Raw genomic sequence first — 12,235 nt, 5'->3', positions numbered from 1 at the left:
AATTGGGAGTTTCTTTCGATCGACTAGGTAATTTTGCCTAGTGCATTGCGGCAACAATTCGTGTATGCCAACGCCCGCGCCCGCCTGCCTCAGGCCATGTATGCATACTCGGGCAGCGCGATGGCATCCGCCTTGGGCGTCAGGAACCTGGCCAGTATCGTCTTGATAATTGGCACGTTTGACATGCGCAACAGCGCATGGCCGATGGCGATCCCCGCGCGCGAGTGCGGCGAGGCCAGGCGCGGCGCGAAGGTGGGCACGCTTTGCGCCTGGTCAACATACGGGCGCATGATCGCTTCATACGCGGCAAAGGCTTGCGCGTGATCGTCGTGGCGTCCCAGTTCCCCCGCCAGCACGTAGGCGCCGCACATGCCCAGGCTCGTGCCCATGCCGCTGATGGGCGAGGCGCAATAGGCGGCGTCGCCGACGAGGGCAATCCGTCCCTTCGACCAGCGCGGCATTTTGACCTGGGAAATCTGGTCGAAATACAGGTCGGTGGCGTCATCCAGGGCCGCCAGGATGCGCGGCGTCTCCCATTTCAGGGCGCCGAATTTCTCCTTCAGCAGGGCCTTTTGCTCGCCAATCGGCAGTTTTTCATAGGCGCTGGGCGCTTCCTGGAACGACAGCAGGGCGCGCGTGGTGCCCAGGTTATCGGGACGCAGGCACACGCTCAAGCCGCCAGGGGCGTTGAACCAGCGCATCTGGCGTTCGTCGCCCGGCGCGCGCGGGATGGTGAAATAGGCCGTATAGAGCTTGAACGAGCGGCGTTGGACTTCATCCCCGAACACGAGTTTGCGCGTATGCGAACCGACGCCTTCGGCGCCGATGACGAGATCGAACACTGCTTCGCCGCCCTGTTCGAAGCGCACCTTGACGCCATGCGGCAATTCTTCCAGCGCGGCGATGCTGTCGCCAAAGCGGTAGTCGACCGCGTCGCGGCCATGCTCGATCAGCAGCTTGGCCAGTTCCCCCCGCAAAATTTCCAGCTCGGCCACGGGACCGTTGCCGCCAAAGGCCCCGATGCCGAATTCCGCCTGCGTGCGGTCTTGCGCGTCGACAAACCGGAGTCCATCCTCATGCGTGGTCTTGGCGCGGATGGCGCTCTCGAGTCCCATGCGCTGCGCCACCAGCTTGCCTGCGCCGCGCACGTCGATCGTTTGTCCGCCATCGCGAAACTCGGGCGCCCGCTCGACAACGGTGACGTCCATGCCCAGGCGCGACAGCCAGTAAGCCAGGGTCGGGCCGGCAACGCTGGCCCCCGTGATCAGGATTTTTCGTTTGATCGTCATTTGATTTTCTTTTCTGCTGTGGTTGGCAAAGTGGTCTGGTAAACCGTGATCACTTGCTGGAGAAAGTGTTCTATCGTCGTCCGTTCGCCGGCGGACAAGCCGCTCAGCACCGCGTCCAGTCCGTTGAGCATCGGCGCGATATGCGTGTAGGTTTGCGCCACCGAGGCTGGCACGGGATGGACGAGCACGCGGCGCTTGTCGTCCTGCTGGCGCACGCGCGTCACGTGGCCGGCCCGTTCCAGGCGGTCGATGACGAGCGTGACGCCCGCCGTCGTGACGGCAAGGCGCGCAGCCAGTTCATTCGGAGACAGCGGACCGTGCGTGATCAATTGCTCCATCAGGGCCAGGTCGGTCTGGTTGATGCCCATCGCGTTACTCAGGTGCAACGCCGTTTCGCGGGTCAGGATCGCGATATCCTGCAACTGGCGGCCGATGACGTCGCCCGCGATGTGCATGCCACGGGGATCGTCGGCCGCGAATGCTTGATTGTGTGTTGGCTGGTCATGCATGATTTACCTCAAGTTCAGATTTTGCAGCAGTGGGAAAGAAGAACGTCACGCCCATGAAAGCGATGAGTATGCCGGTTTGGATCGTCAATGCGGCGCTGAGCGCCCGGTCCGGCGTCACAGCCGGATGCGCGGCAAAAAATGCGCCGCTGAACAGGGCCACGCCGATCGATGCGGCGATCGACTGCACGGCAGACAGCACGCCGGAACCGGAGCCGATCTGCTTGTTGTCCAGCGACGCCAGAATGATGCTGAACAAGGCTGCGATCACGAGGCCGGCGCCGATGCCGCAGACCAGCATGCCGGGCACGACATGCCATGCAGAAAATACCGCCGTATTGCCCAGTTCAAATTGCAGCAGCGCCACGCCGGCAAGCTGGACCCCGGCGCCCAGTTGCAGCACCTTGCGCCCGAAACGGGCCGCCAGGACGGCGCCGCTCAGGGTGGCGCCGCACGCCGTGCCCACAGCGAATGGCAGATTGGCAATACTTGCTTCGCCCGCCGTCAATCCATGTCCAATTTGCAAGAAAAGCGTCAGCACCAGCTGCATGCCGACGAGCGAGCAAAAGAACAGGGCGATGCCGGCCAGCCCGGCCGTGTAGGCGGAGCGCTGGAAGATCGACGTCATGATGAGCGGCGTCTGCCCGGCGCGCACCATCGCGGACTGGCGCAGGCCGAACAGGCCGAAACCCAGCACCGCCATCGCCAGCATCGGCCATCCCCACACCGGCCACGCTCCTGCCTCGCCCAGCGGCAAGACGAGGAACACGGACGACAGCACCAGCAGGCTGGCGCCGGGGACGTCGATGTGGACGGAGCGGTCTCCCGGACGGTGGGGCAGGTAACGGCGCGCCACCAGGAAGCAGGCGATGCCGATCGGAATATTGATCAGGAACATGGCTCTCCAGCCCAGGCCGAACACGTTCGCTTCGAGCAGCATCCCGCCCAGCACGGGACCGAGTATGCCCGCCAGGCCCAGGATGGGGCCGAAGATGCCAAACACCCTGGCCAGGGCCGCTCCCTGGTAGTTTTCACGCAACAAGCCCAAGCCTTGCGGCAACAGCATCGCGCCGGCCAGCCCTTGCAGCAGGCGAAAGACAATCAAAAAAGCGATGGTCGGCGCCACGGCGCACAACAGCGAAGCGATGGTAAAGGCGGCCAAGCCGCATAGAAACATGGCGCGCCGCCCGTAGCGGTCGCCCAGCCTGCCACCGAGCACCAGGCCGGCGCCCAGGGCCAGCGCATAGCCGCCGATGACCCATTGCATCTGGGCGGAACTGGCGCCCAGCGACTCGATCAGGGCAGGTCCGCCGACGTTGACGATGGTGGATGCGGCAAGGTCCATGATCTCGGAAACGATCATGACCAGTAAAATGGGCCAGCGAGGCAGTGCAGCAGTCTTCATGCGAATTAATAGCTAACTTAGTTAGTAATAAAGCGAGACAGTATACGGCCTGATGCTCTTTGTCAATGGCTCAAGCGGGCTTTTCGTTCCACGCCATGATGCGCTCGCGCAGCCAGCGGTGCGCCGGGTCCAGGTGCATGCGCTCGTGCCACACCATCGCCATCTCGTAATCGGGCAGGGTGACGGGCGGCTCCCACGTGCGCAGGTCGCCCAGGGCGTTTTTCAGCAGGCGCGACGGCAGCAGGGCCACCATGTCGGACGCGGCCAGCAGGGGAGGGACGATGAGGAAATGCGGCACGGACAGCACCACCTTGCGCGTCCGTCCCAGCGTTTCGAGCGCCGTATCGACGTTGCTGCGGAAACCGCCGCCGTTGGGCGAGACGACGATGAATTCCAGCGCACAGAACCGCTCGAGGTCGGGCGGCGCCTGCAGCAGCGGGTGGTCGCGGCGGCCCGCCAGCACATAATGTTCGCTGAACAGGGTGCGGTGGCGCAAGCCGGGCGGCGCTTCTTCCTGCGCCAAAAAGCCCAGGTCGACCTGGCCGTTTTCCAGCGCATGCGCCATGCGCGCCGGCACGGCTTCGAACACGGCCATGCGCGACAGGGGCGCCTGCGCGCGCAGGGACGGCAGCATGGGCAACAAAATCGCATACTCGGTGGCGTCGGCCGCCGCCAGGTTCCAGCGTACCTCGGCCGTGGCCGGGTCAAACGCCTGTTCCGGCTGCAAGACTTGCTCCAGCTGGACCAGCACGGCTTGCAGCGGCGCGAACAGGGCCAGCGCGCGCGCCGTGGGCAGCATGCCGCGCGGGCCGGGCAACAGCAGCGGATCGTCGAAGGCGGCGCGCAGCTTGCCCAGCTGCACGCTGACGGACGGCTGGCTCAGATGCAGCCGCGCCGCCGCCCGCGTGACGTTGCGTTCAATCAACAGGGCGTTCAGGGTCAGCAGCAGGTTCAAGTCCAGCTTGTGCAAATTGCTCATGACTATACCTCGTATATCAACTATTCATTTCCACTATGATAGCGCAAGCCCTAGAGTAGTTCCTGTGATATCCACTCTTCATCCATTACAGGAATAAACTGATGCAACTCCATGAATATACTAGCTTTGATGGTCTAGGACTGGCCCAGCTGCTGCGCGACGGCAGCGTCTCGGCCGCCGAATTGCACGACGCGGCCGCGCGTGCCTGCGCCGCCGTCAACCCGCTGATCAATGCCGTGGTCGAGCTGTGGCCGGCGGATTTGACTGCCATCGACAGCACAGTCAGCACTGCGGCGTTCGCCGGCGCGCCCTTCCTGATCAAGGACGTGGCCGTCACGATGGCGGGCCGGCGCAGCGAAGCGGGCAGCCGCCTGGGCGCCGGCCATGTCGCCGCATTTGACTCCCACCTGATGACGCAGTTCCGCGCAGCCGGCCTGGCGACGTTCGGCCGCACGAGCACGCCGGAAATGGCGTTTGCCACCACCACGGAACCCGTGCTCTACGGCGCCACGCGCAATCCCTGGAACCTGGCCTTGAGCGCGGGCGGCTCCAGCGGCGGCGCGGCGGCGGCCGTGGCGGCCGGCATCGTGCCCCTGGCCCATGCGACGGATGCGGCCGGCTCCATCCGCGTACCGGCCTCCTCGACGGGCTTGTTCGGCCTGAAACCAAGCCGTGGCCGGGTCTCGAACGGCCCCGCCATGGACGAGATCTTTAGCGGCCTGGGCGTGCAGCTGGGCGTGAGCCGCACCGTGCGCGACAGCGCCGCCTTGCTCGATGCCGTGCAGGGCGTGATGGCAGGCGAACCGTATGTGACGAATCCGCCCGGCCACAGCTGGCTGTCGCAGGTGGGCGTGGCGCCGGGCAAGCTGCGCATCGGCGTGCAGCGCGCCGCCTGCAATGGCACCCGGCCCGTGCCCGCCATCGAAGCCGCGCTGGACGCCACCGTGCGCCTGCTGGAAAGCCTGGGCCACCACGTGGAAGAAGTGGCGCCCGCGCTGGGCGTGTCGTGGGAAGCGTTCGTGCACGCGAATGCCGGCATCTGGTGCGCCAACCTGGTGCCGTGGATCGATGGCCTGGCGCAGGAGAGCGGGCGCACCGTGTCGCTGGAGACCCTGGAAGCGGCGACCCTGGCCTGTTACCGCCATGGCAAAACGGTCTCGGCGGTCGACTTCGTGGCGGCCCTCGACGTGCGCAACACGGTCACGCGCCACGCGGGCGCCTTGTTCGGCCAGTACGACGTGCTGCTGACGCCCACCTTGCCGGATATGCCGTGGCAACTGGGCCGCTATGGCGAAAAGGAGGACCAGCTTGACGGTGTTGGCTGGACTGCGCGCCTGTTCGAGCATTCGCCGTACACGCCGCTGGCGAACGTGGCGGGCTTGCCGGCCATGTCCGTGCCGCTGGGCATGTCAAATGAGGGGGTGCCGATCGGCATGCAATTCATGGCCGGCTACGCCAGCGATGACGTGCTGCTGCGTCTGGCGGGCCAGCTGGAGCGGGCGGCGCCGTGGGTGCAACGTCGGCCGCCCGTGTGGGCAGGGAACTAGGAAGGGGGAGAAGAGGAAGACTACAGGACGGCGAGGCGGGCCGCACCGCGGCTTTCCAGGCGAAAGCGGGCTTTTTCCCACAGCCGGTCGTGGAAGGGCAGGACGATCACATTGCAGATCGGCTCGACCACGGCCAGCAAGCCGCCGAAGGCCATGGACCCCGTGGCCCAGTACATGACGCCGAAGGCCACGCCCATGTGCAGGGTTGTCTGGCTGAGTTTTTCGCCGGCCAGGGCGGCAAAGCCCAGGCCGCTGGCGGCGTAGCGGCGGCGAATCGCGTGCCAGGCTTTTTCATGCCACGGCAACAGGGCAACGTTGATGATCGGTTCGATGATCGCGGCCAAGCCACCGAGCGCCAGGGACCCCGTCAGCAAGTAGGCGAGGCCGAAGGCGATCGACATGTGCGTGCAGACCTGGCTGAATGTTTTGATGGCTGTGAACAAGGGATGCTCCTTTCTGTTGAATTCGCTTATCCTTGATTTAGATAGTAACGATTCTCATTTACAAAAGGAAGTAAAATATTTCAACCGAACCCATAGATTGAGGCTATGGTTTGAGAAATATCAATTGCCCCTGCTGCGCACACCTCCCGCAGCCGCCATGGCCGTCAGCGTATCGCCGTCGCTTGCGACCACACGGCTTGCCAGCGCCCAGCGCGCCGCTCATAGCTATCGATATGCCAGTAGCGCGCGCGGGGCACGGCCTGGCCGGCGAAATGGATTTCAAGCTGGGCCTGGTATCGCAAGACGGCCGCATCGCCATGCACGCGCACAGCGATCTCGCCCGGTTCCCAGCTCAGATAGCGCATGTGGCCCGCCGCGATGGCGCCCAGGTACTCTTCCCGCGACAGCAGGCCGCCGATGGGCGTGACCAGCTGAAAATCGTCAGCGTGCAGGGTGCGCGCCAGCGCCACGTCGCCGTCGACGAGCGCGCGCAGGCGGCCGCGTTCGATGTCGCGCAATTGTTCCTGCATAGCCGCCTCGGAGCCAGGGTGCTGTTCTTGCATGATTCCATCCTTCGCTGTGGAGATTGACACTTTGACGTAATTTGTCCAAAAGCCATGTTGACACTATATATATAAAATGTCAATATGCCAGCATGTCACCCCACACCCTCAAGACCCAGCGCATACTCGACGCGGCCCTGGCCGTGTTTTGCCGCTATGGCTACCGCAAGACATCCATGCTCGACATCGCGCAGGCAGCCGATATGTCGCGCGCCGCGCTGTACCTGCACTTCAAGAACAAGGAAGACGTGTTCCGCGCCGGGTCCGAACGGGCCCATGCCACGGTCATGGCGCAAGTGGCAGCGGCGCTGGCCGAACCCGGCCCCGTCTTCACGCGCATCGAAACGGCGCTGCTGGCATTCCAGCAAGGCTTGATGGCGGAAATTTCCGCCAGCGCCCATGGGCAGGAATTGTTCGACGCCAATATGACCCTGGCCGCCGACATCACCTTGACGGCGCGGGCAACACTGGTGGCGTCGCTGGCCGGCGCGCTGGAACAGGCCGAGGCGGCGGGCGATATCGCGCTGCGCCGGGTGGACGCGACCGCCGCGCAGGTGGCCGGTTTGCTGGTGGCCACCATGGATGGCATCAAGCATGCGCAAGGAGGAGGGGAGGCGTTGCGCCAGGGCGTGGCGCTGCACATGCGCTTGCTGGGTGCGGCGCTGCTGCGCATGTGAGCGGCCAAGCTCGCATGCGCAGTCGGGCCTGGGCTCTTACGGCAGGGTCTTCAGCACATTCTTCGTCGGCACGGAGAAATTATAGTTGTCGTGGCGGTCCCAATTGATCGACCACGTCATCACGCCGCGGAAGTCCGGATACGCCTGCAGCGGCTTGATGGTGCCGCAATTGAGCAGGCGCGTCAGGCAATTCAGGGCATTGCTGACGTCGGCATTCGTCGTAAAACCCGAACCGGCCGAGCTGCGGCCCGACGGCACGCCGAAGCCCACCTGGTCCGGACGCAGGCCGGCGAAGGTATTGCCGCCATAATTGAATCCCTCGATCAGCATGCGCGCCGTGGCCACCAGCTGGTCGGCCGAACCCGCCTTGATGGCGCCCGTCGCGTACGGCGTGTAAATGTCGCCATTGTTGTAGTACTGCGGGTGCAGCACCGTCAGCTCGCTGCGCAAGGCGTTGATGATGGGAATGTAGGCGCCCCAGATGCTGCCATAGCTCGTGTATCCCCCTTCCACATACACCCATTCGGGCGCCATCGACAGGTAAAAACTGCTGCCGACCTTGGTTTTCAGGTTTTTCACGGCGATCGGCAGATAGGTCTGGATGGCCGCGCCTTGCGCCACGCCGTTTTCCAGGTCCAGGTCGATGCCGTCGAAACCATATTTCGTGATGATGGCGTACAGGCTGTTGGTGAAATTCGTCGCTTCGGCCGTGTTGCCGACGGAAACGGAACCGTTCTGTCCGCCCAGCGACAGGATGACTTTCTTGCCCTTGGCCCGCTTGGCCGCCACGTCGGCGATGAATTGCGCTTCCGTGCCCGCACCCGGATCGATGGTCAGGCTGACATTGCCGCCGCCCGCGTTGTCGCCGAACGAGACGACGATCACGTCCCAGTCATCGCTGACCTGGCTGATCGGATACGTGGCGCCGCTGGGGTTGGTGAAGTTGTGCCAGTAGCCGATCAGCGCGTGCTTGGCCAGGCCGGTGGGCGTCGGCGTCGGTGTTGGAGTCGGGGTAGGCGTCGGAGTCGGAGTCGGGGTAGGCGTTGGCGTTGGCGTTGGCGTTGGTGTTGGGGTGGGAGTCGGCGTAGGTGTCGGAGTTGGGGTGGGCGTAGGTGTCGGGGTAGGAGTCGGCGTGCCGCAGTCTCCCACCGCCGTCCAGGGCTGGCCGCTGCCGGCGCCGCCGCTGCTGGTCGATGGGTTATTGCCTTGTGTCCACCAGTTGGCCGTGTAATTGACGTTGTTGTAACTGGCCTGACCGCCGCCGTTGTAGGCAGTGCCGCTATTCCACGGCGTGTAGCAGGCCACTGCTGCGGTCGCGCCGGTCAGCAGCTGGCTCGCGCCCCCGCTGGATCCGTCGCCGCTGCCGCCGCCGCAGGCCGCCAGGGTGCCGCCGAAGAGGGTAAGGATGAGGGTATTCATGACTGTCCGGTTCATTGCATCTCCTTGTGTATTTTTTAGCATGGCCGGGCGGCTGGACACCGTCCGATTTTTCAGAGTGCAAGCATTGCAGGTGGTAGTCAACTGGTTTTATTCTTTGCGCAAGATCACAATACCAGTTGCAGCCTTGCCCCGGTATAAGGGCGATGCGGGCCATACCAGCGCCTGTTTTCCAGTGCGCTGGTATGGTGTCCGGAATGGCGCCGGAAGCAGGGCGGGGAAGGGCGGTGGACGCCAGGCAAGGTCTATGGCACCGTTTCCTTGCGCAAATCGGCATACGGCACGCGCGACAGATCCAGCAGCATTTGCGTCAAGGCCACGGTCTGGCGCTGCATCAGCCGGTAATCCACCCGGGTCACGCTGTCGATGCCATAGTAGAGCAAATAGGTTGGTTGCGTGACGTAATGCACCGTGGGAATGTGCTGCGCCTCCCATAAATACCGGCCTGCGCCAGGCCAGGCGGCATTCTTCGGACCGCCATCGCCCGCAGGACTGGAGGCTGGCAGCACGAACGCGGGCGCCGCATCGGCCTGCTTCAGCATGGCGTAGGAGGCGTCCATCAGGGCAGGCGTGCGGGGTGAAAACACGGCGGCCGGCTCGAACCTGCCCGTGAGGCGCAAGTAACCATTGCTGTCAGGCAGCACTTCCAGCGCGCCCAAGTTCCCGATGGTGAGCATCGTGGCGATACCTTGCATCAAGCCATCGTCCTGGTGGCGATCCATAAACTGCTTCATGCCCACGCCGCCCGCGAAATGGCCGCTCGTCAACAGCAGCATGACGCTGCGCGGCAAGCTGTCCTGCGGCAGGCGCGTCAGGTACTGGGCCATGTCGACGATGGCGTTTGGTCCATTGTCTTCCAGCGCGTTCGTGCCATCCGTGTGGCTGCCCAGCACCATCAATTCCGCGGACTTGCCGGGAATGATGCCGACCAGGTTGCGCGTCTGCACCTGGCGCACGGTGGCAGCCATGGTCAGCCGCAAGACAGGCGCCGTGCCCGCCAGCACGCTCTCGCGCAGGCGCCGCCCCCGGTCACGGTCGATAAACATGCCGGGCAGCTGGCGCACTTTGCCGTCGTATGGCGCATACAAGCCGTTCATCGACATGGGCGGCGTATCGAGAATGACGATCACGCCCGCCGCACCGGCCGCCTGCAGGCTGTCCAGCAGGGAGATGAACGGCCCCAGCATCTGGAACTGGCGCGCATACGGCGTGTCCGGCCCCATGGCGTGGTCCGGATCGTGGACATGCACGGCGGACCGATGGAAAACCTTGCCCGTCCACGCCACGGCGGGCATGTCGACGAGCACCAGCTTGCCGGCCAGGCTGGCATCGGGACTGGCCCCCGGCGCCAGATAGGCGATGCGCCCCGTAATGCCAGACGGCGGCGTCACGCCCGAGTACGGAATGTAGCCAGCCGTGGGCAGCACGCCAGACCTGTCGTCGTGGACCACTTCCAGGCCCCAGTCTTCCGGCTGCACCGACCATTGCCGGAAACTGACCGGCTCGAAGCGCAGTTGTTTGACACCGGCGCGCGCCAGGCGTTCATGCAGGACGTCGATATACGCTTCATGCCGGGGCGAACCCGTGGCGCGCAGGCGGCGTTCGTCCAGGTCGACTTGCCAGTCCACCAGTTGTTTTCTGGACAGGAACTGCGTGGCATCGACCGTCACGGCAGCCGACGCCGGCAGGGCGCGCGCAGGCCAGGGCCCAGGCTTGCTGGCACAGCCGCACAAGGTGGCCGCGATGGCCAGCGCGCCGGCAAAGGACAGGAAGCGCCGGCAAGGCGGTAAAAGCAACGCCGTGCGTGAAGGCTGCCGGGTCATGCGGATCTTGAGACTTCTCATGCAAAATAGTCGGCAAACGCCTGATTTCATTGATATTGTAGGTATTGGAGATACTTCTCACGGACGGCAATTTACCACGAGACAAGGCGCCAGGCCGGCACGCCTCACCGGATTCCATGTCCTGGTTCACGCCAATCTGCTGGGCAACGACATGAAAAACCAGGCCAACAGCATCATTGCCGCCATGCGGGCCTCCGGTGTCGAACGCCTGGTTTTCATGCTGTCGATGGGCATCTACGGTGAAGTTCCTGGCACATTCGGCGAACGGAACAACGCTAGGCTGGCGCAACACCTGAAACCATTCCGCCGCGCCGCCGACGCCATCGAAGCACCGGGCTTCGCATACATGATCGCGCGTCCAGCCTGGATGACGAACGAAGACGAAGTCGGCGACGAACGAACGACGCACGCGCCATTAGAAGAGTGGCAGACCTGATCGTCAACATCATCGCAGCTCTGGGCGTGAACAAACCGAACATGGACGGGGACAAGCCGTGTATTTCATGCAGCTCGTTCAAGCGCGGCGGCGCAGCATCAGCGACAGCGGCGCGCAGAGGGGGAAATCGCATTTGCGATTGGGGAGTTGGCGAAATGGAGGTTTTCTCAACTCCTTACATAACTTCGCATAATTTATATTATGTCAAATGGCTAAAAGAGTGCAGAATCAAAGCAGTACATTCAGTTCCTCGAAAAAGTCTAGCTTTTTACGAAATTATGTAAAACGCCAAATCCCCCTCTATTCCCCGTTTTGCCGCCCGAAGGCGCCGGGCATTATATCCTAATGAAAAAGACAACCACACGCCGCAAGCCGAAGCCGCCAGCAGCCTATTTTTCCTATCAGCTACGCCAGCCAGCAATCGACCTCTTCGGAGAGATTGCCGTCATTGAGGAAGATTTATACGATTGGGTGGCCTCCGTCGCGCCACTACACCTCAGCCCCAGGGCCTTCGCCAACTACGTGCGCGGCTACGATGTGGCCGCCAAGGTTCGCCATGCGAAACTGCACGACCTGTTCGACGCCATCAAGGATCGCCCGTCCCGCCCATGGCATGCCCGCCTTGCCATGCACGCCATCATGTGAAAAGGCCCGCGATCTGCGGGCCTTTTTCTATGCTCGACGGACAATCGCCTGATTTATTGCTTCCACCACCTCGCTGACGAACGGCTTTACTTTGCTTTTCAAGGCCCGATGCTCCCCGGACGCGCTGGCAAGCGTTACCGTATAGTGCGTTCGTTGAAAGCACATCCAGATTAGCCCTGGAAGCAAGATAATGGCCCAATGCCAGATAGACAGAGTTGCTAAGTTTTTGCCACTTGTGAGCGCCAATAATTCAAAAATTATGAGCGCCGCGGGCAGTATCCTATTCGGCTTTTTCACTTCAAGCTTGACCGATGTAATGCCACTTATTGCATGCGTTTCGCCATCGACCATGAAACGGGCATTTGTGACGGTTACCCTGTCGTTCGTGTAATACGTGGTTTCTGCTGCGCCGCTCATTGTTTCTCCCAAGAAATGAGATTCAATGTTATCAAGAATTCCCGATA

General features: G+C 63.2%; 13 protein-coding genes. 4 read left to right on the top strand and 9 right to left on the bottom strand.

All coding sequences use genetic code 11. The features are described from left to right. Window positions 1-89: 89 nt before the first annotated feature. From NCG91_RS04460 to NCG91_RS04445, 4 genes are all read right to left on the bottom strand, one after another. Window positions 90-1,289, bottom strand: coding sequence for an FAD-dependent monooxygenase (locus NCG91_RS04460; protein ID WP_251348742.1), 1,200 nt, complete (start codon window positions 1,287-1,289; stop codon window positions 90-92). Beyond that, the gene (locus NCG91_RS04455; protein WP_099667977.1) at window positions 1,286-1,798 is read right to left on the bottom strand and encodes a MarR family winged helix-turn-helix transcriptional regulator; all 513 of its coding nucleotides are present in this window, start codon (window positions 1,796-1,798) and stop codon (window positions 1,286-1,288) included. The genes NCG91_RS04460 and NCG91_RS04455 overlap by 4 nt, the downstream gene beginning before the upstream one ends. Then, window positions 1,791-3,140, bottom strand: coding sequence for an MFS transporter (locus NCG91_RS04450; protein WP_251348741.1), 1,350 nt, complete (start codon window positions 3,138-3,140; stop codon window positions 1,791-1,793). Before NCG91_RS04450 ends, NCG91_RS04455 begins: the two co-directional genes overlap by 8 nt. Window positions 3,141-3,270: 130 nt before the next feature. Further along, window positions 3,271-4,179, bottom strand: a complete 909-nt coding sequence (locus NCG91_RS04445; RefSeq protein WP_251348740.1) for a LysR family transcriptional regulator — start codon at window positions 4,177-4,179, stop codon at window positions 3,271-3,273. Window positions 4,180-4,280: 101 nt separating this feature from the next. Between NCG91_RS04445 and NCG91_RS04440 the strand changes: the two genes are divergently transcribed. Continuing rightward, window positions 4,281-5,726 carry an amidase gene (locus NCG91_RS04440; protein ID WP_251348739.1) on the top strand — a complete coding sequence of 482 codons (1,446 nt, stop codon included), beginning with the start codon at window positions 4,281-4,283 and terminating at the stop codon, window positions 5,724-5,726. Between the two features lie 20 nt (window positions 5,727-5,746). Here the strand turns inward: NCG91_RS04440 and NCG91_RS04435 are convergent, their stop codons facing one another. Both NCG91_RS04435 and NCG91_RS04430 read right to left on the bottom strand, forming a co-directional pair. Continuing rightward, a complete protein-coding gene (locus NCG91_RS04435) occupies window positions 5,747-6,169 on the bottom strand; it encodes a DUF2061 domain-containing protein (RefSeq protein WP_251348738.1) in 423 nt (140 codons plus the stop codon). A gap of 164 nt (window positions 6,170-6,333) precedes the next feature. Next, complete coding sequence (locus NCG91_RS04430) at window positions 6,334-6,732, bottom strand: nuclear transport factor 2 family protein (protein ID WP_251348737.1); 399 nt, start codon at window positions 6,730-6,732, stop codon at window positions 6,334-6,336. Window positions 6,733-6,824: 92 nt separating this feature from the next. Here NCG91_RS04430 and NCG91_RS04425 point away from each other — a divergent pair, with 92 nt between their 5' ends. After that, the gene (locus tag NCG91_RS04425; protein WP_251348736.1) at window positions 6,825-7,409 is read left to right on the top strand and encodes a TetR family transcriptional regulator; all 585 of its coding nucleotides are present in this window, start codon (window positions 6,825-6,827) and stop codon (window positions 7,407-7,409) included. Window positions 7,410-7,445: 36 nt separating this feature from the next. On the opposite strand, the gene NCG91_RS04420 is transcribed toward NCG91_RS04425, so the two are convergent. Then, window positions 7,446-8,843 (bottom strand): chitinase, encoded by a 1,398-nt coding sequence (locus NCG91_RS04420; RefSeq protein ID WP_251348735.1) that lies wholly within the window; start codon window positions 8,841-8,843, stop codon window positions 7,446-7,448. A gap of 248 nt (window positions 8,844-9,091) precedes the next feature. Continuing rightward, window positions 9,092-10,690, bottom strand: a complete 1,599-nt coding sequence (locus NCG91_RS04415; RefSeq protein WP_251348734.1) for a M28 family metallopeptidase — start codon at window positions 10,688-10,690, stop codon at window positions 9,092-9,094. Between NCG91_RS04415 and NCG91_RS04410 the strand changes: the two genes are divergently transcribed. Further along, window positions 10,689-11,126, top strand: coding sequence for an NAD(P)H-binding protein (locus tag NCG91_RS04410; RefSeq protein WP_251348733.1), 438 nt, complete (start codon window positions 10,689-10,691; stop codon window positions 11,124-11,126). The two genes, NCG91_RS04415 and NCG91_RS04410, sit on opposite strands and share 2 nt — an antisense overlap. Window positions 11,127-11,471: 345 nt before the next feature. Continuing rightward, the gene (locus NCG91_RS04405) at window positions 11,472-11,771 is read left to right on the top strand and encodes a hypothetical protein (protein ID WP_251348732.1); all 300 of its coding nucleotides are present in this window, start codon (window positions 11,472-11,474) and stop codon (window positions 11,769-11,771) included. 27 nt (window positions 11,772-11,798) lie between these two features. Here the strand turns inward: NCG91_RS04405 and NCG91_RS04400 are convergent, their stop codons facing one another. Then, entirely contained in the window at window positions 11,799-12,188 is a 390-nt protein-coding gene (locus tag NCG91_RS04400) for a DUF6232 family protein (protein ID WP_251348731.1), read from the bottom strand. Window positions 12,189-12,235: the final 47 nt, after the last annotated feature.

It is taken from the genome of Janthinobacterium kumbetense (assembly GCF_023703445.1).
Taxonomy (GTDB): domain Bacteria; phylum Pseudomonadota; class Gammaproteobacteria; order Burkholderiales; family Burkholderiaceae_D; genus Janthinobacterium; species Janthinobacterium kumbetense.
The sequence above is the reverse complement of the archived record's forward strand: the minus strand, read 5'-3'. Positions and strand labels throughout refer to the sequence as shown.